Below are 22,924 nucleotides of genomic sequence, written 5' to 3' on the forward strand. Positions count from 1 at the left end.
TTGATTTTAATTGAGGTCGCGAGACGAACCGGAGCATGACTTTTTCTGTTTATCATTATTTGGTTAACATTGAGACTTGATCCTGATTTTATAGATTGCGGATGCATATCACCTAAATAGCTGTTATAAAACTGATTCATTTAAATAAAATATGGATAGTAGTATGACTGCATTGATTGTATTCGTTGTTATTTTAGTGTTTTTGGCGATTTACGCGGTTTCGGTTTACAACAAACTGGTAACGCTGAGAAATCGTTTTAAGAATGGCTTTTCTCAAATAGAAGTTCAGTTAAAGAGACGATATGACTTAATTCCAAACCTTGTTGAAACCGCAAAAGGTTATATGGAGCATGAGAAAGAGACGTTTGAACGAGTGATTCAAGCGCGAAATCAAGCCATGTCAGGTCTTAAAGCAGCAAGTGAAAATCCAGACAGTGAAAGTGCGATCAAACAGTTAAATCAAGCAGAAGGTCAACTTCAAGGTGCGCTAGGAAAGCTGAATATTGTCGTTGAAGCTTATCCTGAGCTCAAAGCAAATGACACAATGGCAAACCTGCAAGAAGAGTTGACGAGTACCGAAAACAAAGTCGCTTTTGCTCGCCAAGCATTTAATGATTCAGTGACCACTTACAACACTTACAAACAGACATTCCCACCTCTATTTTTTGCCAATATGTTTAACTTTCAAGATGGTAAATTGTTGGAATTTGCAGAAAGTGAAGCCATGCAAGCAGCTCCTAAGGTGAGTTTCTAATGGATTTCTTCCAACATCAGGAAGAAGCAAGAAAAAAAACGGGGCTACTTCTTTTTTTACTCGTTTGTTCCGTATTGGTGATAAGTGCCATTCTCAGTGTAGTTATTGTTACGGCACATGTTCAGGTTTCTGGTGACAGTGTCACCAAATCTGAAATGATTCGTTATGGATTAATGTCTCTTGGAGGCGTGACGTTTGCAGTGCTAGGTGCGATGAGCTTTCGCTTGATCGAGCTTTCTAATAGCGGAGGTCAAGGACTGGCCGAAAAAATGGGCGGACGTTTACTCTCATCAAACACCGCAAACTCCCAACATCGGCAGCTATTGAATGTTGTCGAAGAGATGGCTATCGCATCCGGAATGCCAGTGCCTCCGGTTTATTTACTTGAACATGAAAAAGGGATCAATGCCTTTGCTGCGGGGTTGAGTGTCGATGATGCTGTTATCGGTATTACGCAAGGCGCACTAGATAGCTTTAATAGAGAAGAGACACAAGGCGTTATTGCTCATGAGTTTAGTCATATTCTTAACGGCGATATGCGATTGAACATGCGTTTAATGGGGCTATTATATGGCATCACGTGTCTTGGGCATGTTGGTAGTTTTGTGTTAGATACTTCACGATACCGCAGCTACAGTCGATCCAGTTCATCGAATTCAAAAGACAGTGGCGGTGCGCTTATTTTGATTGGTATTGCTTTTATGCTTGTCGGTTGGGCGGGGACATTATTTGGCTCAATGATAAAAGCGGCGATATCTCGTCAACGTGAGTTTTTGGCCGATGCAAGTGCAATTCAATTTACTCGCAACGATCAAGGTATTGCGGGGGCGCTTAAGAAAATTGGTGGTCATTCTGAGCAATCCTTATTAGCGTCAAGTGATGCACAAGAAGCGAGTCATATGATGTTTGGTCAGAGTCAGCTTAAAGGGTTTAATAACTTATTTGCGACTCACCCACCATTAGAGAATCGTATTCAGCGAATTGAACCGCAGTGGGATGGCAATTTTACCTCACCACAAAAAAGAACCAATAGGAAAAATGAGAGCCGCGGACAAGCAAAGTCATCTTCTCAATCTAACCGTGACAAAGTGCTAAATAGTGAGATGTTAGATTCTGTTGTGGTTAGCGGTACTGTTGCTGTAGGTGGTTCTGTTTTGGCCAATGGTTTGGTTGCCGAAGATATCGGTGACATTGGCCAGAAAGTGATTGCACAATTCCCTGATGAATTATTGGGATTTGCAAGGGAGCCATTTAGTGCGCGTTTCATACCATTGCTTCTGATCTATGATCGTAGTGATGAACAACGGGATATTATTGCTCGTCATATTCCTATGGGGTTATGGGGTAAAATATCACCATGGTTAGATTATCAAGTCCCCTCGCATTTGCGGTTATCGCTTTTAGAATTATCAATTCCAGCGCTTAAATCGATGAGTCCTCCTCAAATTGAAAAGCTGCTTGATGTATTAAAGGCTCTTGCGGATACCGACAATGAGTACTCGATTGATGAGTGGTGTGTGATCAATTTGGTGGAGAAGTTACTTCTACCTGTTCAAGGCCATGTTAAACAAAATAAAACCCTGACTCAGATAGAAGAAAGTACTCGGTGGGTATTGAATGAATTGGTTTGGGTTTGTCACAGCAGTGAAGCCGAAGCGAACCATGCTTTCACTCTGGCTTGTGAGCATATTCAGATGTCCAAACCTGAATTAAAAGCCAAGAGCGCGAATTGGGATCTGACCAAAGTGGCACTGCAACTTTTAGTTCAGCTTAAACCATTGCACAAGCAGGCATTCTTAGAGGCTTGTCGTCTTGCTATCGAGTCTGATGGAGTGATTAATGTCGATGAGGCTGAGTTATATCGAGTGATTGCGTGTTTCTTAGAAGTGCCTGTATCTCCTCTTACCGTGACAGAGAGTGAAACATAGATTCAAATTGAAACGAAAAAGACATCTAGGCAGGCCCTAACAAGCCTGCCATTTTTTTAGTTTTTTATGTGATGAGTATGCGGGGGCAGCATCTAGCTTTGTGATCGCTCAATGTTGGTTTGTCTATAGTTTGAGCGTTGTCGGGCTGAATTTTAATCAAAATAAAGTATGGGATATTGAATGAGTGAGCTGCTTATAACTTCTTACGAATCTAGACCTATGACATTGACAATTGTGTTAGGCTTTTTGTATCTGCTTTTATTGAGGATGAGTGTCCATGGGGTTTGAGTACGACTATATAAAGATGCGCGATAAAGTTGAGAAGCTCATTAGGCTCGACGAAGCTGGCTTTGCATATACTGTGCATCATGGCATGTCTTTCAATAGTTTTTATCAACCTATTTATGACAGAGATATGGAAGTCTATGGTGTTGAGGCTTTAGTTCGAATTTCTGACTCTCAAGGGAACCCAGTTAGCCCTTACGACTATTTTAAATCCATAGAAGGAGATGATGAAGAGTCAATTTTTTCCACATTGATGTGCTCTGCGATTCATGTCATCAACTTTTCACGCTCTATCTATAGAAATAAATGTATATTTATTAATGTAGCCCCTCCAATTTTTGAACTTGTCGCAAACGATCAAACCGCGATTGATAGTTTATTAAAGAAATTAGCGCTATTGCAGTTAAGGTCTGACCAAATCATTTATGAGATTATGGAATTTGAAGGGCGCGATAAGAATCTTGCGATAAGCGGCATTCGAGCTCTGGCAAAGAGTAATATCAGAGTCGCGGTGGATGATTACGGAACGGATCACTCAACCATTTCGCGCGTTAAAATCATTCAACCTGATTTTTTAAAACTGGATAAAAGTATTGTGGATGTCCCTTTTCCTGATGGAAAACAAGAGCTGAAACATGCGGTGGGGTTGGGGCGTGATGTGCAATCACTGGTGATCGCTGAAGGTATTGAAACTCAAGACATACTAGATAATTGCTTGCAATGTAATGTCGATCTATTTCAAGGGTTCTTCCTATCTCGACCTCATAAGACCCCACTTGCTATGTAATGGATTCAACGACTAACTTAGCGTCATTTGATTAGCGTAGGGGTTTAATTAAAGTAAATACCTAATCAAAAAATACTGAATTAAAGTCGACGCTGAGTTAGCGGCCTTCATCGTAGTGAATCAGGCCATTGCATATTTTTAGCGACTGGTTAGCGATCCGTTTTACTTTTAAATTGTTTGATGCTGCGCTTTTTTGCACTTCTTCGATTAGCTTGCTTATCTCTTGGTGCGCGCTTCCTTTCCCCTGAATTGCTGGTGGTCGGTTTATCTGTGACCGGGAACCCGTCTAGTTCCGATAACGATAACTCACGCTTCGTCAGAGATCGGATTGCATTTAATGCCTCGCTTTCCCCATGACACACTAATGAGATGGCTAAACCGCTTTGGCCTGCTCTGGCTGTTCTTCCTACTCGATGCACGTATACAGGCGCACTAAGCGGTAGGTCGAAATTGATCACTACAGGCAGTGCTTCTACGTGAATGCCACGAGCTAGGACATCAGTTGCAATTAGCACTTGGATTTTAGTAGATTTGAAATCGTCTAATGTCTGTTCTCTCACTGCTTGATCTTTATTGCCATGCAGAGCCGCGACAGATATGCCTGCTTTGGCCAGTTTTTTTGTGAGATTATCGGCATTGTCACGCGCACCGATGAAGACTAACACTTGCTTCCAACCGCTTTGCTTGATTAACGAAAGTAAAGCTTGAGTCTTGCTTCCTTTATTAACCAAGTAGAGTTGTTCATTAATCTCTTCTACAACGCTGTTTGCTGTGTGAGCTTCAAGTTGTAGTGGCTCATCTAATATCTCCATTGCAAGAGATCGTAAATTGTCAGGCAATGTGGCTGAAAATAGAGACGTTTGACGAGAGACAGGCATTAAGCCAAGCAGTGTTTGGATATCAGGCCAGAACCCCATATCGAGCAGCCGATCCGCTTCATCTAATACCAGTTGAGTCAGTGAGCTGAGATCAACATGCTTCTGTTTAACAAGATCCAATAAGCGACCTGGCGTTGCGATGATGAGGTGAGGATTTCGATCCATTTGTGCGATCTGCTCCTCTTGAGGTACCCCTCCGCATAGCGTGACTAAGCGAACACCAACCGTTTGAGCGCTCTTTTGCAGCGAATCACTCACTTGTACAGCAAGCTCTCTTGTCGGGACAATCACTAATCCCTTAACCCCAAGCTCAGATTCATCTTTTGAATGGCAAATCAGTTGTTGCAGTAACGGCAACCCGAATGCCAGGGTTTTTCCACTGCCCGTTTGCGCTAATGCAAGCACATCTTTTTTCGTCAAAGTGGCCGTAATGGCTAACTCTTGGATGCGTGTGGGAGTATTGATCGATGAAGGCAAGGAAGCGATAAGTGCCGGGTTCAATGCGAGTTCAGAAAAAGTCATAGACTTATGCCATTCAAAAGGAAAGTGCGCAGAGTCTAAACAGGCTATCGGGATAAGTAAATGACGTTTCTCTCTAGGAGTACAAAACAGTACAAATCCATACATACAGCGAGATATGAAGGGAGTAATATTGCTTGAATTTCATCAATATCGACCCGAATTCTGATGTTTGTTCAGCATTATTGCCAACATCATTTACTTACATAGAATATGGAATACACCATGAAAAAACGTTGGGCCTTCATCGCATTATTTACAGTATCGCTTGCCGGAGTTGGCTATTACTTTACCGCACCATCTACGACATCGAGTGATGTTCTTCCTACTATCTCAGCCACATTAGGCACCATCAAAAAACAAGCGGTTGCGGTTGGAAAAATTGTCCCTGCTCATTCTATTTCTATTAAGTCTCAAATTGATGGCATTGTTGGAGAGGTTTATCACCAAGTGGGGGATGAAGTTACCGTAGGCACCCCTCTTATCAAGGTGCTACCGAACCCAACGCCTACTGCGCTAACACAAGCTAATACAGAGCTCATGCGAAGTGAAGCTGAACTAGAATCGGCACAACAGAAGCTTGAAAATTTAAATCAGTTGGTTGCGCAAAATATCATCCCGAAAAACTATGGCGAATACATCCAAGCAAAGTCGAACGTGAAATCCAGTTTGGCTGATGTTCAGCAGAAAAAGCAGAACTTTGATTTGATTAGAAGCGGAGAATCATCGGTTGGTAACTCAAAGTTAACTTCGACCATTACAGCGCCAATAAACGGCACGATTTTGAACTTAAAAGTCGAAATTGGAGAGCCAATTATTTCGACGGAATCGAGCCAAGAGGCAACCGAAATGATGTCTATCGCAGATATGCAGGATATGATTTTTAAGGGAAGTGTGAGTGAGCATGATGCGGCGCAACTAAAAGTCGGGACATCAGTCAGCGTTACGCTTGCACCTTACCCTGAAATTGTTATGCAAGGTGTTTTAAGCAAAGTAGCGGTGCAGTCTGAAACGTTAAACGGCACAGTATCAAACGGATCTCAAAGTTTTGATAATGGCTTCCAAGTTGAAGTTGGCAATATTCAATTCCCACCAGAGATAACCATTCGATCAGGTTTTTCGGCTACGGCTCAGATCACACTAAAACACGCGACAGATGTGGTTACAATCCCAGAACGCGCCTTGAATTTTGATGGAGAGCAACCTGAAGTATGGATCCCTGATGAGTCAGAAATCGGGTATGCCCCTCGAAAAGTGACGCTAGGTCTCTCTGATGGAATCAGTGTAGAAGTGCTTTCAGGACTAGGGAGTGGAGAGTCGATCATTGATATCAGTATGATGATGGGAGATCCAAATGCGTAAATTTAACATCAAGGCTCAAGGTTGTTGCACTGTATTCACTGGTCTGATGGTCACCGCTTTTAGTTTATCGGCTCATGCGGTTTCCATTGAACAGGCATGGCAAGCCGCAAAATATTACGACCCTACTTACCAGCAATCACAATTAGATGAGCAAATAAGCGAAGTTGAAATACGATCAAGCAAAAGTGCGCTATTGCCGAGTGCTGAGATCACTGCGAGTAGTCATTGGACGGATTTAACCGGAAACAATGGAGGCCGTGCTAACTCTAATCGTTATGGTATCAGCTTAAATCAAACCCTATGGGATAGCAGTAAATGGTCGGAACTGGATCAATCGCAAGCGTCGTATATTTCGGCTCAACTGAAACGTAAGCAGAGCCACAATGATCTCGCTGCTCGACTGATTAATGCGTACTTAGGGTTAGCCCAGGCTCAAGGTGATCTTCGGTTGTCGCAACAGAAGTTCTCAGAGGGAGAGAAAATGTTGAATATTACACAACAGCGTTATAACGCGGGTAAGATTCAATCCACTGAACTTGAAGATATGCGTGCTAATCATGTTGATGAACAGGCGGAAATACTCACAAATCAATCAAATGTGGTTGATAAAAAAGCGGTACTGATCTCTTTGATTAATCTCCCATCGGATGTGGTGGACGAAATTAATACAACAGATTTGAAACAGCCTCAACTTATCGTGAAAGGTGAGAACAACTGGCTAAAATTAGCGAGTAACAGCAGTCCGGAATTATTGGCTGCGAAGCAAAATGTTCGAGTGGTAGAGCTGGAGAGTGAAAAAGCAAAAGCAGGGTATTACCCAACGGTAACCGGAAGTGTCGACTACGGTGATGGCAGTAAGCGCGACGGTGAATTCAGTGCCAGCTTAAATTTGAGCGTACCGTTGGACTTGAATGGCGCGACGAGTTCAAATGTTGATCGTGCAAAATTGCGAGTTTTACGTGCAAAAGAGGAAGCGAGATCGGTAGAAATCGGTATCAAAAGTACAATTTCAAATCGTTATTCACAGCTATCGATTGATTGGCAACGTGTTGAAATTGCGCAGCAGCAAGTTGAATCTCGTGAGCGAGTGCTAAAGAGTAAACAGGTCGTTTATGCTGCGGGAATGGCGGAAGCATCGGATGTTATTGATGCACACAATCGCTTGTTCTCAAGTAAGAATGCGCTGCAATCATTACTGTATCAATACTGGCGTCATCGTATTTCATTGCTTCAATCTGTGGGCAAATTGGATGATAAAACCATCATTTTGATTTCGCAGGCGCTAGAGTCATGATTGCGCTTTTGTCTCAGACCTTTCAAACCTTATTCGCGCATCGATTACGCAGTTTTCTCGCAATCCTCGCCATCATGTGGGGCGTTATTTCTGTACTCGTTTTGGTGGGTTTAGGTGAGGGATTCTATCAAACGAATACGAAATCTTTTGCACTATTGATGAGCGATACGCAATTGATTTTCCCCGAGCAGACGACAAAGCCTTGGCAGGGGTTAGCTGCAAGGCGAGATATATCTCCCACAGAAACAGAGATGCGACAATTACTCAATCCTTCGATGAATAATGCGACATCGAAGCAGTCACCAATACGAAATATTTCAGTGGTTTATGGTAAATGGGACGCAAGCGTCACGGATATACAAGGGCGGACATTACCTGGCAACGTCAGTGGGATTGATGATCAATTTTTAAAATTGCGAAACCTCAAATTAATCAAAAAATCACGCGCCATCAGTCGCAGCGATTTATCTAATCACAACCGGGCTGCCGTGATAGGTTGGCAACTCGCTGAAATAGGCAATTTGAGAATTGGGGGAATGTTGAAAGTTAACGGTATTCCTTTTGTCGTCGTCGGAATAACCGAAAAGAATGAAAATGGAATTTCGCTCAATGATGAAGAGAGCCAAGTTATGATCCCAAGTTCGACATTTAATGACTTGTGGAATAGTAAACCCATCATGCTGCTCGTTTCGCCCTCTGAAACCGTTTCGAGTGTGATTTTGCGTAAGAGTTTGCAGTCGTTTTTTGCTAAACAGCAGCACTTTGATCCTAGTGATAAGAATGCGATGTATATGCCTGATTTGGGGAGAGAGGCCAAATTCTTCAAAACGCTACTCCGCGGTATTCAACTGTTTTTAGGTGCGAGTGGTGCAATGACGTTAGCGGTTGGAGCATTAGGGGTTGCGAACATAATGTTCTTATCGGTGACAGAGAGAACACGTGAAATTGGAGTGCGTTTAGCGATAGGGGCAACACCTAATAATATCCTTGTGCAGTTCGTTATTGAAGGTGGAATTCTTGTGGCTTGCGGGACGATTATTGGTATCGCCTTCTCATATGCGTTTATTGCGCTATTAAATTATATCGGCATGCCTGAATGGCTTGGCTCTCCCATGATAACTCTCGATGCGGTTTGGATGTCTTTAGGAGTGATCACCGTTCTTGCTTTGGTTGCCGCCTATTTTCCCGCTCGTCGTGCTTCAAATCTTGTTCCTGTTAATGCTTTGAATGCGAGGGCTTGATGATGCTTCCGATAAGACAAATATTCCAAGAGATGGCAGCAGAAAAGTTACGCTTAAGTCTGACCATTTTAGCCGTCGCATGGGCAACGCTCTGTATTGCGACTATGTTGTCGGCCGGTGAGGGGTTACGCCAAGGATTGATTCGAAGTTCAGAGAGCGGCAGTGGCAAGTTAATATACTTAACCGGTGGTTATGCGACTAAGGATTACGGAAACTTCCATGTCGGAAAACAGCTCAAACTGCACTTTGATGATCTGGAAGTCATTCAATCTTTACCCAGTGTTAAAAGTGTTCAACCGTCCGCTGAATGGAATGCCCGTGTGACATTTGAAGATCACCGATCATGGCAAAACCCTTTGGGAGTAATGCCTGAGTATCAACGTTTAACCGGCTTGAAGATTACCGCTGGTGGACGTTGGTTCAATCCAATGGATATGAAAGAGCAGCGGAAGGTGATTGTCATGGGAGAAAGTGCTGCGATCTCCCTGTTTAATCAGTCAGATGATTTTGACTGGATTAATACACCTAAGTTAGAAGTGAATCCCGTCGGAAAAAAGGTCAAAGTGGGTAGTGATGAGTTTACGGTTATTGGGTTGATTAAAAACAGTAGCGCGAGTGTTGAACAAGGCGTACCACTCAATGAATCCATATTTGTTCCATTCTCAACTTGGCAGCGCTTTCATCCAAATAGTGGCATCTCAGCATTTAATATCGAGCCTTCCGAACGGGTGAGCCGTAAGCAAGTGGCCACCACGCTCAAACAGGTGATTGCGAGAAAGTATGGGGGCAGCATTGAGGACGAACAGTTGATTCAAATTAACGATATGTTACTGAGACAAAAAACCATGCGTCGCTTTTTAATCGGCTTACAAAGCTTTTTAGGCATTATTGGACTGGTGACGCTAGGGGTGGCTGGAATTGGCATCGCGAATGTTATGTATGCAACGGTTAAGCGTGCGACGAGAGACATTGGACTCAGAATGGCGGTAGGAGCAAGCCCTTCAATTATTAGAGCTCACTACCTAGTTCAAGCACTTCTTACCATGTTATTGGGGGGCGTGTTGGGTTTAATGGCCACTTTTGGTTTGGTCCGAATCATTCAAATTCTACCTTTGTCTGGAAATGGGCTATATGACGAACTTGGTCAGCCAACCCCCGAACTCTCTTTACCCATTATTGGTTTGGTTATTCTTGCATTGGGCATTGTAGGCGTTGCCGCGGCATGGTTTCCTGCCAATCGAGCGGCAAGTATTACACCTTTAGAGGCATTACAAAGTGAATAAAGATTGGAATCGTAGTGATACGATAGCGGTAGATAAACCGTTAGTGATGCTTACAGGGATCAGTAAGCATTATAAGAGTGGTGATGAAGAAGTTCGCGCATTAGACGGTGTCTCTCTGTCGATAAATAAAGGGGAATTTCTGTCGATATTAGGGCCATCAGGCTCGGGAAAATCAACACTAATGAATATGCTTGGTTGTTTAGACAAACCAACCTCTGGGGAGTACTTGTTGAATGATGAAGATGTATCCGCGTTAACTGGGAACCAACTCGCGAAAATTCGAAATCAGAACATTGGGTTTGTTTTCCAAAGCTTTAACTTGCTGGAATACGCAAGTGCATTAGAAAATGTCGCATTACCTCTAGTGTATAGAGGAGTGAAAGCGTCAGAAAGAAGAGCGAAAGCCGCCTCATTACTAAATAAAGTGGGTTTGGGCGACAGAATGCATCATAAGCCTAATCAGCTTTCTGGGGGGCAAAAACAACGTGTCGCCATTGCTCGTGCATTAGTGAACGATCCGCAAATAATTCTCGCAGATGAACCGACAGGCGCGTTGGATTCTAAGTCTGGGGCGGAAATCGAAGCGTTATTCAATGAGTTGAATCAAGAGGGCAGGACGTTGATTATAGTGACACACGATAATGCGCTGGCTCAAAGAACTCATCGAATTGTCACCATTAAGGATGGGCAAGTGGTCGCGGATGACAACGTTGCTTATATCAATCGTAGCTTTTTATGACAATCTACTTACTGTGATTGGTATTAATGCGCCATCATGGCAGCCCTAAAATAATAAAAGCCGAATTTTTTGATTCGGCTTTTATTTAGATAACTCGATTCTAAGTATTTAGAAGGCTAGATTTACGCGCACTTAAAGGCCTGCTTCATCAATTCCGAGTTCTCTGCCTAACCAGATCGCATGTTCAGTATGATCCATCAGATCATCACCTCCTACGGGGTGAATCAGAACATCCATGCCATTACGATTTTCATCTAGCCATTCAATGAAGTTTTGGCTGTTGTCTTTGAAGTGAATTTCAAACATTGGCATCAGGTGCGGGCCCACTAAGCGCTCAACGAGAGGAAATTGAGTGATGATGTCACTTCTCTGTTGTTCTATTTTCTTCTTTAATTCTGTTGCTTTGGATTTTTGTAGCAAACCAAAATAAACGTGTGCGTGATACATATACTACACCCTGATGTAAGCCTAAGCTTACAATATAAATGATCAGCCTTTGAAATGGGATTATTATTTGATGAAAACGCCTCAAAACAAATTGAGGCATTATTTAATGCGCGGTTGTAAACACTAGTTAGAAGGGAAATATTCTTCATTTGTTAAGTATTCAACGACGATCATTACATTGTTCGATGTTTGGGTGTTTACACGTCCGGGAAAGGCTTCTTCTAAAACGTCTAGTCGGTCAAACTCGGTATGCCAGATTTTACCCCATTTAGTTTCAGTGGTACGGTCGCATGCTGTTTTATTGTCAGCATCATAGCAATCCCACATCATTGGGTTTTCTGTTTGTGAATATCCATCGTAACCCCATTGCCCATTTATATTGAAGTTTGTTGCTTCCACATAAGCTATAGGAATGCCAGCACAGGCAAACGGTGCATGATCAGACCAAGATCCAGTTTCACCTTCTGGATATCCTGGAAAAGCAGGGTGAATTACATATTTATCGTCGTTACCAATTTTCTCAATGGATGCTGCTAACATACCATCTCGAACCCATGTATCTTTATTGTAGGTTGTGTTGTCAAAACCTAAAGCTTCACAAGTACTTTTATATTCATCATAATTTGAATGCGCAGCGTGAACATAAACGATATCACCACCACCAACTGTGTCATAGTTAACCATAGCTATTACATTATCTAATTTGCCATTTTCCTTAGCAGTTTTTACATAATGTTTGGATCCATTTAAACCATTTTCTTCCGCTCCGACAAATATAATTCTAACTGTGTATGGTATATCTTTTTTAGCTTGGAGAGCTTCTGCAATTGCGGTTGCGGCTGCAAACCCAGCTCCATTATCAGTTGCACCTAATGAACCATGGTCATCACCAGTCGAGTCATAATGGGCAACAAGAACGATAGTTTTCTCAGACTGTCCCTTTTTTTCAACAATATAGTTGGTTGAAGCTTTTGTTTCAGAATTTTTGGTATATGCAAATGGTTCAACCACGACGTCATAACCGAAACCTGTCAACTTATCGTATACCCAAGCTCCAGCCTCAGCTTCTTGAGGTGTACTTGCCGGGCGAGCCCCGATTCCTTGTCCACCATCAGCTATTTGTGTTAAATATTCGGTAGCCTTTTCTCCGTAGTTTATTGCTTTGGTATCGTTATCGTTATTACAACCGGATAGGCCGAGAGTTATTACTGCAGCAATTGCAGAGCACAATATAGTTTTCTTCATTTTAAATCCTTTATATAGAGTGATATAAACTAGAGCTGTTGCGTTTGCTTTTTTATTATTATTCTTAATGTGTAAAGCTAAGAACTTTATATACACAACTTACCACAGCTAATGTTGTGTTTTTGTGAAAGACTTCAAAAGTAATGTGATGATTAATATTGTGATATTTTAATTGATTATATATCCACTACTAGGGGGTATATATCCAATACCATTTTGTGATATTTAGTTCGGAGTATTATCGGTCTTTTACTGGTTAATGCTATTTAATTAAATATCACTTTGGGGTTGTTATTAATAATTATCAGTGACGGTGTTAGGGTTTTTAATATATAACGTTGTTCGTGTTGTATTAATCATTAATAAACGAGATGGTGAATAAAATGATAGACATGCTTAGACTTAGCTGTCAGAAAAGAAAAGGCTACTTTAACATGCAGAGTAGCCATAGAGGTGGAATTATCGACCGTAGGTAGAGATGATGTACTGCTCAAAATCGTCACACATGCTGCAATCTGACGTTGAGTTGTTTGCTAATTGCGTTTCACCATCCACGATATTGATCGCTGCATTAAGTGAGGACACTTCTGCTCGGGTACGGGTCGAAAGCGCCGCAATTTTTGCCTTCTCAACTTCCCATGCTTGCTCTGAAGTTAGGTTACATTCATCGGCAAGATATTTAGCATTAAACCCTTCCCCCGTCAGTGCCAAAATCGTACCGTTGTGATTCACACTGTTGCCTTTATGCCAGTAATGTTCGGCAAGCAGAGGTCCAATTTCAGGGTTATCAGTCAAGTAACCAAATTTCTCAGTGAAGTAAGCGCGCGTTTGGTATACCGCCATATGAGCAAGCAAGTAACCTTGGTAAGCACAAGCCGATTCATCTGACAATAAGTGTGGAATGGCCATTAGAGGGCGAGGGCTACACTCTAAACCTAAGATTTTCTTTTCAGTATCGCGAGCAAGTTTAGTAATGGTTTCAGCGTTTAGCTCATCATCGCTTAGTTGATACAACGCACGTTCAAAGTAAGGTACAACAAGGATGCTACGCTCTGAGAACGCTTGGAATGGCTGTTTGCTGTCGATCATTGCTCGGATCAACGTATCTGGAACCGCCTGACCTTCAGCATTAACTGCGTACTGTTTTAACCAATCGGCGTCATTGAGAAGGCTGTCGCAGAACATCGATTGTGTTTCAGCGTAAGCCATTGATGTTGGAGCGAACTCTTGTGAGAAACAAGGAGCGTTCATTTTTACGTTGGCGAAGTGAGCCGCATGGCCGCCTTCATGGAATAAAGTATTAATACCATCATAGCCACTGCCAACTTGATCCGGTTTAGCGTTACTGGTGAAGTTGACTTTAGCGGCCACCCATTCACCTTGGTTGTAGAATGATGGAACGGGACCGTGACAGAATCCATTTGGGTATTTACCCTTACGATCAAGAAGGTCGAGCGTCAACTCAGCGCCTGAGTAATCAATATTCAGACGACCAAACGACTCTACCCAGCGACGTAGTGATTGAGAAAAAGGGACGTATGGATCTAAATCGCGCATCACATCACCAGCAAAAGAGAACACAAAGTTATGGCCTTTTAATGCATCTTGGCCTTTGTCCTTCGCCAAATTGTCGAGGCTCTTTTGATGGCAATCTTTAGTGCGTGCTTCAAAGTCATCTAAAATGCTGAACAACTCATCCGTTGTCATCTGCTCCGTTTTGACAATCGAGTAATCAAAGAAAGTCTTGTACCCTAGAGATTGAGCGAATTTATTACGAAGCTTGATAAGCTCTAAGAAGCCATTTTCTAATAGCCACTGCTCAAGATCGAGAAAGGCTTGATGTGAAGATTGACGAACACTTTCAATAGCGCTGGTACGAATGTTAGATCCAAGAACCGGTAAAGAGCCTTCCGCTTGCTGTCCGTTTTCATCCGTGTAAGTCATGATGTGGTTTTGCTTCTTTTCAAACAGGTCCGCTTCAAACTGAATAAGTTCTGATTTCAGTTTTTGAGCATCTTCAGATTCAATCGCATGAGCCTGAAATGTTGCCAACCAACCGTTGAGTCCGATGAGAGTCTGCTGTTTTTCTTCAGAATCAGGCAGTGCACTGAGGCTATCGATCTGCGCTTTTATTGCAGAAATTTGTTCAGCGGCGCTTAAGAATTCTGTCCACTTAGTTTGAGCTTGAGTCGAACCATCGTGGTCGTCGCTCACGCCCATATAGGTTTCCCAAAAGAAATCTTCTTTGGTTCTGTGAACAGATAAGTAGCGGTCATTTAATGAGTTTAGATAGGCGGTTGCAGTCATTTTAATCCCTAGAAATGTGAAAGCCTGTTTGGTCGTGAGTATTACACAAACCATAATGTAATAGCGTGATTCTATACGAAAAAGTGATGGATTTTGATCAAATAAACAGTAAAGCTAGAGACGCGATATCGGTGGTATCATTAGTTGGTTTTTTATTGAGAGAATGAGTGATTTTATGAAGGTGTTAAAAGCGGTTTTGATTGTAATTCTTTTTGCTGCCGTGAGTTATGTAGGGTGGTTATTTCTTCCGCCTCAAGCCAGTTTAGAGAAACAGACATTAGATCTAGATCTTAATGCGTCTTTTAAACTGGTTGGTTTTCGACATAACTCTGGGGATCCTAGCCTCCCGTTGACGTATCACTACTTTATTACTCTAGAGGGTGAGGATGTAAAAGATCATACTCCTTTCCTTATTACGACTGATCCCTTTGTAAAACTGAAGGGTAGTGCGGAAAATACATTGGCACTGTTGGTAAATGGGAAAATCGATGCTTACACCAATGATGTTTGGGTGAAGCAAGATGATGGCATTTTATATCATTGGTACGTCAGCCTAGATGCTAAGTACGTGCGTTAATGGCATTTTCGGTAGGGTTCTAGATCGTATAACGTAAAGGAAGGTATGACAGGTTTATACAAAACCCTTTGATTTATAAATATATTTCATCTGTGCTCGTAAAGCATAAACAGTGGCTTCAATAAGGTTCTCAATCAAATAAATCAGCAATGCTAAGCATGTTGCTAACATTATGATAAACATCAAATTTAGCTGTTTTAATATGTATTCTATCGATTGATTGTGATTATTATGTGAGCAATCTATCATTTTGGTCTGGTAAAAATGCATCAGACTGGTAATATGACGCCCCTCACACACTACGTGAGCGTTTTATGCTAACCGATGCATGCCAGATTGGCAAAGATTTACCCGTAACAGAAACAACCTCAAAGCGCCGTATTGGCGTCCAACTTGTTCCAATTCTCACTATTGGATTTATCAGCCTATTTTTATTGGCTGCGATCATTGATCTCCCTCGCTTTACCGTATTAATCCAGAGTTTATTCTCAAAAGCTGCCGGGCAATTTGGCTACTTTTGGCAATGGCTTATGGTGGCAAACTTTGCAGTGGCACTGTTTATTGCTGCGACTCGCTACGGTAAAACTCGTATGGGAACCAAAAACAGACCGACAATAGGCACATTTCGCTGGCTAGCGATGATCATGTGTACGCTATTGGCGGGTGGCGGTGTTTTTTGGTCTGCAGCTGAACCGATTTATCATTTCATTACGCCTTCAGCAAGTTACCCAGATATTGCGGGCTCTAGTGCGAGCGCGATTGTGCCTGCTTTGAGTCAAAGCTTTTTGCACTGGGGATTCTTAGCTTGGTCTGTACTTGGAACACTAGCTACGATCGTACTTATGTATGCTCACCATAATCATGGAATCAAGTTGCGTCCACGCGCTCTGTTATTTCCTATTGTGGGTGATCGCTTAGAGAACCACTGGTTTGGTGCGGTTATTGATGCGTGCTCAATCATTGCGGTTGCAGCCGGAACGATTGGTCCGATTGGCTTCTTAGCTTCCCAGATGGGCTATAGCTTAGAAGTGTTAACTGGGCTAAAAAATGACATGAGTTCACAGCTAATGATCCTCGCTGTTGTCGTGACTGTTTGTGCGGCCTCTGCGGCATCAGGAATGGATAAAGGTTTACAGTGGTTGAGCCGTCTTAATGTTATTGGGGCGTTCGCACTACTGTTGGCTATTTTGATTTTAGGCCCAACCCAATTTATTTTCGAACAGTTTGGTCTCGCGTTTGCGACCTACTTGAAAGATATGCCGACCATGAGCGTGACGGATAGCAATCCTGGCTGGAACCTTTGGTGGACTTGGTTCTTCTGGGGATGGTTTATCGGTTTTGCTCCAATGATGGCAATTTTTATCGCGCGTATTTCTGAAGGTCGTAGCATCCGTGAATTAGTACTTGCGGTCGCTGTTGGGGCTCCGATTGTGACCAATTTTTGGTTCTCAGTTCTTGGTGGTACGGGTATTTTCCTTGAATTGCAAACTCCTGGGGTAATATCTGGACCATTGGCTGACGCCGGTCTGCCTGCGGTACTGCTGGCATCTCTACAGCAGCTGCCATTTAGTGAAATTCTACTTCCTGCGTTCTTGGTTTTGACCACAACGTTTGTCGTGACGACAGGTGACTCTATGGCTTACTCCATTGCCATGGTAGTTTCTGGTGATAATGAACCAGATCGCAAACAGCGATTGTTCTGGGCTGTCATCATGGGCTGTGTTGCGGCTGTATTATTGATGGCGGGTGAAGGGGGATTAAATGCACTTCAATCGTTTATCGTGATCACTGCGGTGCCTGTGTCACTCATTATAGCGATTACCCTTATTACAGGGCCAATAGCCGCAATTAAGATGTCTAAAGCACAAGATGCTCGTCTTTCCGCTGAGAGTGAACTTGCGGCTCAAGCTTAATTCAGCCAAGAGATCGCTGACATAACGTACTCAGTTTTAGATCTGACATCGAACAAAATGCCGCAAATGAACGTAAGTTTGTTTGCGGCTTTTTTATGCCCGGATTTTTGTGTTGGATAGATTATCCAACAATCAATGAGTATATAAGACGGTAATTTCGTATGAGCATTTTCTTTATGATTGTTCACTTGATTCGTAATCGGACATTTTTGTGAGAACGGATAATTCGAACGAAGTTAACAACAATTACAACTAATCATTTGTTTTTATGTGTGAAATTAAAATTGTAAACATTTGTCACAGTTCTGATTGCATATCGTGTCCACAATGCCGCAAGCTTCGAACGCGTGATTGTTAATTCGTTCGAAAGTAAACTCAATATAATAATGAGGTCTACTATGTTTGGCATATTTAAACCCAAAGCACACATGGAGCGGTTATCCGGAAATCAGATCGACGGCGCTTACACGCGCTTAAGATGGCAATTGTTTCTTGGTATTTTTGTTGGCTATGCGGGCTATTATCTTGTCCGTAAAAATTTCAGTTTGGCGATGCCATATCTGATCGAAGAGGGCTACAGCCGAGGTGATTTAGGGGTAGCTTTAGCGGCTGTTTCGATTGCTTATGGTTTATCAAAATTCTTAATGGGCAGTGTTTCGGATCGATCTAACCCGAGGTATTTCCTCAGTGCTGGCCTATTAATGTCAGCTATCGTGATGTTCTGTTTCGGCTTTATGCCGTGGGCAACTGGCAGCATTACCGCAATGTTTATTCTTCTGTTCCTTAACGGTTGGTTCCAAGGGATGGGTTGGCCCGCCTGTGGACGAACTATGGTTCACTGGTGGTCTCGAAAAGAGCGCGGTGAAGTGGTGTCGGTGTGGAATGTCGCCCATAACGTTGGTGGTGGCTTAATTGGGCCAATGTTCCTTTTGGGTCTATGGGCTTTTAATGATGATTGGCGAACCGCATTTTATGTCCCTGCTTTCTTCGCAACATTAGTGGCTATTTTTGTCTGGTTTACCGTGAGAGATACGCCTCAATCGTGTGGTCTTCCTCCGATTGAAGAGTATAAAGATGACTACCCAGATGATTACAATGCGTCTCATGAAAAAGAGATGACGGCGAAAGAGATTTTCTTCAAATACGTATTCTCTAACAAGTTATTGTGGTCAATCGCGATCGCCAATGCGTTCGTATATCTGATTCGTTATGGTGTATTGGATTGGGCTCCTGTTTACTTAAAAGAAGCGAAAGAGTTTACGGTTGATAAATCGTCATGGGCTTATTTCTTGTATGAGTGGGCCGGTATTCCAGGAACGCTGTTATGTGGTTGGATTTCAGATAAATTATTCAAAGGCAGAAGAGCACCTGCAGGGATCTTATTTATGGTTCTTGTTACGGTAGCGGTACTTGTTTACTGGTTTAACCCAGCAGGTAATCCTGGTGTCGATATGGCTGCCTTAATTGCTATCGGGTTCCTTATTTACGGTCCTGTAATGCTGATTGGTCTGTATGCCTTGGAGCTTGCACCGAAGAAAGCGGCAGGAACCGCTGCTGGTTTGACTGGGCTGTTTGGTTATCTAGGTGGAGCCGTTGCTGCTAATGCGGTACTTGGCTATACGGTTGATCACTTTGGCTGGGATGGCGGCTTCATGATTTTAATCGGTTCTTGTATAGCCTCAATCATCTGTTTGATTTATGCATTTATTGGTGAAAGAAATCATCATAAAAATAAATTGCAAGAGGAAAAACAGAAAGAGGAAGCCATCGCATAACCGATGGCCGGTAACTGAAAGATAGAACCAGTAAGTAGAGAGGCAACTAATGATTTTAGTTGCCTCTCTTTTTCTATGCAGTGAAATGGTCCACGGGAAACGCGACTGTATTGATGGTTATCATTCAAACGAACCAAAACTAAAAAAGCCAGCACGACTCGTGCTGGCTTCATTTGAATCAATATTTAATTAAACTAGTTTCATCTCTTGAATGATGTCTGATGCAATTTCAGGCTTAGTACTTGTTGGTTTTTCATGAAGATCAGACTTAAGCTGACCTTTTCTGTTTTTAAGCCCTGTTTCTAGTTTTTTAAGCACAGCTGCAATCGCTGGATACATTACTTTATCAGTTGCTTTTGCAGAAACTCGAACGCCTTCGTAGTTAGTAAAAGTCTCAACATTATGTTCGCCGTGTTCCTTTGTAATGATGATGTCGCAACTGATTAAATCTGGGAAGTGAGAAGATATCTTTTCGAATTTGTGTTCAATTTCTTTCCGTGAATCATCGTTGATTGATACGTGATGAGTTTGGATGTTTACTTTCATAGATAATACCTTTTCATACGAGCATTTCGTCTTTTAAACGTAGCAAACTTGTCATCGAATCGCAAAGCGATGCTGTTAAGATGTGTGACTCGACCCCGTGTTTTGAAAATCTTGTCATTTAAATATTGAACTAAACCAAATATTTCAAATTTATACTCTCTTTGAAGGTTCTGGTAATTATTCTTAAATATCAACAATTTGTTTATTTTTTGAACTCTTATGGTGTGACATTTATATAGGCTAATCATTGAGAGTGTCGTGGCAGGGATGCTCATCATTCATAAGTGTATGTTCGGTAACTAGTTATGGGATAGGACAGTATTTGATGAAGTAGTGTGGTCTAAAATTGGTATTAAGTTCCATACATTTGTTTTGTTTGTGCATGCATTCACCTTATTGACACATTACTACTTTATTTATCTCTGTGAATGATAGGTTCGACTTTTTTTTCACTGTTAAACATTTAATTTGTCCCCGCCCACTTCATATCACTATAGAGATCATTATGAAAAAAAATCTAGTCTGCCTGTCAGTTCTTGCTGGCCTTATGTCATTTCCTACGCTTGCTGAACTATCTGAAGAAAGCGGCTTCGGCGGTAAAATTGCTCTATTAACAGGGGTCATGTCGAGTGAAAGTAACTTTAACATGGATACGAAAACGAAGAACGGCACCCTAGACTCAGCAGGTAGTTCTGAATCTGAGTTTCTAACGGCACCGCTGGGTAAGTTAACGTATACTTTTGGTTCGAATAATGATCAACAGATCTTTTTTGGTACATCTGAAAGCGATGTTGCGGTAGGTGATTTTGCATTAGAGCTTGGTTATGCGAAAGAATTTGAAAGTGGCATGGTTGTGAGTGCTTCTTACCTTCCGTCAATCATTGGTGGCGAAACGTGGGAGGATCCGTATCTAACAGGTACAGAACGTAAAGCAACGGACATTACAGGTAATGCTTACCGTCTTCAACTTGATGGCATTATGGGAAGCGACTTCTCTGCTGACTTAGGTTACTACACCAGTGAAGTTGATAATGACTTGATTGCGGCTCAAGACAAAGATTTAGCACGTGACGGTAACGGCATCTATACATCATTCTCTTACGATCATTTCTTGTCAGAAACATCAATGCTATCTCCTGCCATTATCTACAAATCTTTTTCAGCAGATGGTAAAGCGATGTCAAATACAGGCTACGGTCTAGAGTTGTCATATCAGCGCGTTATGGGTAACCATGCTTTATCTGTTTCTGCTGAATACATGAACACCAGCTACGATGCTGCTAACTCTAAACTGGGTAATGTTAAGCGTAAAGATAACTCTTACGGTATTTTTGCCGCTTATGAGTACAAAGACGTTATGGGTTGGGAAAATTGGAATGCCGTTTCTTTGCTAGGATATGATGTTCAATCATCAAACATCGCATTCTATGATGAGAAAGAGTACCTAGTTTCTGTTGGTGTTAGCTACGAATTCTAACGCCCTAATGGCAGTTGTTGCGTAACTCACTACTCCATTGAAATAAAAGCCAGTTGAATGATTCAGCTGGCTTTTTTATTGGCTCTTAACAAAAAATAAAGATCATACACATAGATAGTCACGAATACATGCTGACGTAAAGGGTAGAGACTGCAATAGCCTAACGCATGTTGAAAAGCTCCGTATGGAAATGTTCGGGTGGAACTCCCGCAATAATAAGATCGTTCTTGAGTAGGTTTCCAAATAGTGTTGGACCACAGAAACAGGTCTCAAACTGGTTGCCATTCATCTTTTCTACAATTTGGTTACTATCCAGAAGCTCACCAGCTTCGGCAATGACCATGTGTAACTTGACAAAATCTAGGCGCTGAAGAAGAGATAAGATCTCATTATGGAAGAACGCTTCTTTCTCTGAATTCACGCAGTAGAACAGATGGACTTCTTCGAGTTTTAGCTGCTGTTTATTACTTTTTCTCTTTAGCCAATAAAGACGAGATATAAAGGGTACGATACCAATCCCCGCTCCAATCCAAACTTGTCTTTCAACTTTAGGGATCTGGAATGCACCGTAACCACCTTCAACCGTCACCTTTTGTCCAATTTCAAGGTTATTAACCAGCTTATGAGTGTAGTCGCCGAGATCTTTTACTCCGAACTCAATTTTTTGCTTTTCAGCGTCGAAATTCAAGATGGAGAATGGGTGAGGGGCTTCACCATCATAGAAATTCAGATACGCGAACTGTCCTTCTTCGTAGCTAATGTCTGATGTCAATTTAATCGAAAACCGGATTGCCATATTCTGGCCAGATTTGACAGAGAAGGCTTCAACGTTAGCCACTTGTCCTTCAGATTGATTCTTCTTACCAATTTTACCTGTCAGTGAAAGCCATGAGCATCCGATACCAACGATAGATATGATGGCAATAGCAATGTTCATTGGGGCTGTACCGATATTCCAATCAAGTAGGAGTAGCGTATGGAAAACACCAGCAATCACCAATAGACCACCGATTTTATGGGTGTGCTTGAATGTCTTATAGCTGATGGCTTGATACAGGCTAATGATGCTGAATATTAGGAATACTTTGAAAGATATATCACCAACTTGCTCTGCTATTGCGTGCCAATTGATATTTTCAAGCTCTGGTCGTGCCCCATGATTTGGTCTTTCGAGTACACCTTCGCCAACTAACCATGGTCCACTGTTGATTACTAACCAGTGAAAGATAAGAGCAACTGTTGCCCCTATTCCTACGTTTTTGTGTAGCTTGTACCCTTTGTCTAGACCTTTGACGATCTTCTCTACCCAACGAAAGCGAACTGCAAGCAAAACCGCTAGTCCCATATAACCTAGGCCAAGCAAGCCAGTGTACATCGTCAATTGATGACGCCAGGTAAAAAAGTTGTCTAAGCTTTCCCAGTTAACCAACAAGCTTGGTAACCAAAGTAAAGTGAGGATAGCGGTAAATCTAAACATAAGGGGCAGTCTTTAATAACAGGTGAATGATTGAAGAACATAATATGAATATATCCTGCCCTATAAAGCTTATTTGCATAGGCTTACTTA

At 42.1% G+C, this 22,924-nt stretch carries 18 protein-coding genes; 12 read left to right on the forward strand and 6 right to left on the reverse strand.

Features of this window, described 5'->3' with window-relative positions:
- Positions 1-163: 163 nt before the first annotated feature.
- The 3 genes from F0249_RS02570 to F0249_RS02580 all read left to right on the forward strand — a co-directional run bounded on the left by F0249_RS02570 (position 164) and on the right by F0249_RS02580 (position 3,754).
- Positions 164-754 carry a LemA family protein gene (locus tag F0249_RS02570; RefSeq protein ID WP_017054432.1) on the forward strand — a complete coding sequence of 197 codons (591 nt, stop codon included), beginning with the start codon at positions 164-166 and terminating at the stop codon, positions 752-754.
- The gene (locus F0249_RS02575) at positions 754-2,682 is read left to right on the forward strand and encodes a M48 family metallopeptidase (protein WP_171755764.1); all 1,929 of its coding nucleotides are present in this window, start codon (positions 754-756) and stop codon (positions 2,680-2,682) included. The genes F0249_RS02570 and F0249_RS02575 overlap by 1 nt, the downstream gene beginning before the upstream one ends.
- A gap of 277 nt (positions 2,683-2,959) precedes the next feature.
- A complete protein-coding gene (locus tag F0249_RS02580) occupies positions 2,960-3,754 on the forward strand; it encodes an EAL domain-containing protein (RefSeq protein ID WP_171755765.1) in 795 nt (264 codons plus the stop codon).
- 149 nt (positions 3,755-3,903) lie between these two features.
- On the opposite strand, the gene F0249_RS02585 is transcribed toward F0249_RS02580, so the two are convergent.
- A complete protein-coding gene (locus F0249_RS02585; RefSeq protein ID WP_171755766.1) occupies positions 3,904-5,154 on the reverse strand; it encodes a DEAD/DEAH box helicase in 1,251 nt (416 codons plus the stop codon).
- A gap of 210 nt (positions 5,155-5,364) precedes the next feature.
- On the opposite strand from F0249_RS02585, the gene F0249_RS02590 reads away from it, so the two are divergent.
- Genes F0249_RS02590 through F0249_RS02610 form a run of 5 tightly spaced genes read left to right on the forward strand, consistent with a single transcriptional unit; the run spans position 5,365 to position 11,070 of the window.
- A complete protein-coding gene (locus F0249_RS02590) occupies positions 5,365-6,513 on the forward strand; it encodes an efflux RND transporter periplasmic adaptor subunit (protein WP_171755767.1) in 1,149 nt (382 codons plus the stop codon).
- Between the two features lie 46 nt (positions 6,514-6,559).
- Positions 6,560-7,807 (forward strand): TolC family protein, encoded by a 1,248-nt coding sequence (locus tag F0249_RS02595; protein WP_216599512.1) that lies wholly within the window; start codon positions 6,560-6,562, stop codon positions 7,805-7,807.
- The gene (locus F0249_RS02600) at positions 7,804-9,048 is read left to right on the forward strand and encodes an ABC transporter permease (protein WP_171755769.1); all 1,245 of its coding nucleotides are present in this window, start codon (positions 7,804-7,806) and stop codon (positions 9,046-9,048) included. Before F0249_RS02595 ends, F0249_RS02600 begins: the two co-directional genes overlap by 4 nt.
- Positions 9,048-10,331, forward strand: coding sequence for an ABC transporter permease (locus F0249_RS02605; RefSeq protein ID WP_017054425.1), 1,284 nt, complete (start codon positions 9,048-9,050; stop codon positions 10,329-10,331). Before F0249_RS02600 ends, F0249_RS02605 begins: the two co-directional genes overlap by 1 nt.
- A 46-nt stretch (positions 10,332-10,377) precedes the next feature.
- Entirely contained in the window at positions 10,378-11,070 is a 693-nt protein-coding gene (locus F0249_RS02610) for an ABC transporter ATP-binding protein (protein WP_171755907.1), read from the forward strand.
- A 132-nt stretch (positions 11,071-11,202) separates the two neighbouring features.
- On the opposite strand, the gene F0249_RS02615 is transcribed toward F0249_RS02610, so the two are convergent.
- The 3 genes from F0249_RS02615 to F0249_RS02625 all read right to left on the reverse strand — a co-directional run bounded on the left by F0249_RS02615 (position 11,203) and on the right by F0249_RS02625 (position 15,069).
- Positions 11,203-11,517, reverse strand: coding sequence for a DOPA 4,5-dioxygenase family protein (locus tag F0249_RS02615; protein WP_171755770.1), 315 nt, complete (start codon positions 11,515-11,517; stop codon positions 11,203-11,205).
- A gap of 123 nt (positions 11,518-11,640) precedes the next feature.
- On the reverse strand, positions 11,641-12,762 hold the full coding sequence (locus F0249_RS02620; RefSeq protein WP_171755771.1) for a M28 family metallopeptidase: 1,122 nt from the start codon (positions 12,760-12,762) through the stop codon (positions 11,641-11,643).
- 459 nt (positions 12,763-13,221) lie between these two features.
- A complete protein-coding gene (locus F0249_RS02625) occupies positions 13,222-15,069 on the reverse strand; it encodes a M3 family metallopeptidase (protein ID WP_017054422.1) in 1,848 nt (615 codons plus the stop codon).
- Between the two features lie 175 nt (positions 15,070-15,244).
- Between F0249_RS02625 and F0249_RS02630 the strand changes: the two genes are divergently transcribed.
- The 3 genes from F0249_RS02630 to glpT all read left to right on the forward strand — a co-directional run bounded on the left by F0249_RS02630 (position 15,245) and on the right by glpT (position 19,334).
- On the forward strand, positions 15,245-15,646 hold the full coding sequence (locus F0249_RS02630) for a hypothetical protein (RefSeq protein WP_171755772.1): 402 nt from the start codon (positions 15,245-15,247) through the stop codon (positions 15,644-15,646).
- Positions 15,647-15,960: 314 nt separating this feature from the next.
- Entirely contained in the window at positions 15,961-17,559 is a 1,599-nt protein-coding gene (locus tag F0249_RS02635) for a BCCT family transporter (RefSeq protein WP_171755773.1), read from the forward strand.
- Positions 17,560-17,957: 398 nt separating this feature from the next.
- On the forward strand, positions 17,958-19,334 hold the full coding sequence (glpT, locus tag F0249_RS02640) for a glycerol-3-phosphate transporter (protein ID WP_171755774.1): 1,377 nt from the start codon (positions 17,958-17,960) through the stop codon (positions 19,332-19,334).
- Positions 19,335-19,523: 189 nt separating this feature from the next.
- On the opposite strand, the gene raiA is transcribed toward glpT, so the two are convergent.
- Positions 19,524-19,880 (reverse strand): ribosome-associated translation inhibitor RaiA, encoded by a 357-nt coding sequence (raiA, locus tag F0249_RS02645; protein WP_017054418.1) that lies wholly within the window; start codon positions 19,878-19,880, stop codon positions 19,524-19,526.
- 505 nt (positions 19,881-20,385) lie between these two features.
- Between raiA and F0249_RS02650 the strand changes: the two genes are divergently transcribed.
- Positions 20,386-21,357 (forward strand): DUF2860 domain-containing protein, encoded by a 972-nt coding sequence (locus F0249_RS02650; protein ID WP_171755775.1) that lies wholly within the window; start codon positions 20,386-20,388, stop codon positions 21,355-21,357.
- A gap of 160 nt (positions 21,358-21,517) precedes the next feature.
- On the opposite strand, the gene F0249_RS02655 is transcribed toward F0249_RS02650, so the two are convergent.
- Positions 21,518-22,834 (reverse strand): ferric reductase-like transmembrane domain-containing protein, encoded by a 1,317-nt coding sequence (locus tag F0249_RS02655; RefSeq protein ID WP_171755776.1) that lies wholly within the window; start codon positions 22,832-22,834, stop codon positions 21,518-21,520.
- Positions 22,835-22,924: the final 90 nt, after the last annotated feature.

It is taken from the genome of Vibrio sp. 03-59-1, from assembly GCF_013114135.1.
In the GTDB taxonomy this organism is placed as follows: domain Bacteria; phylum Pseudomonadota; class Gammaproteobacteria; order Enterobacterales; family Vibrionaceae; genus Vibrio; species Vibrio cortegadensis.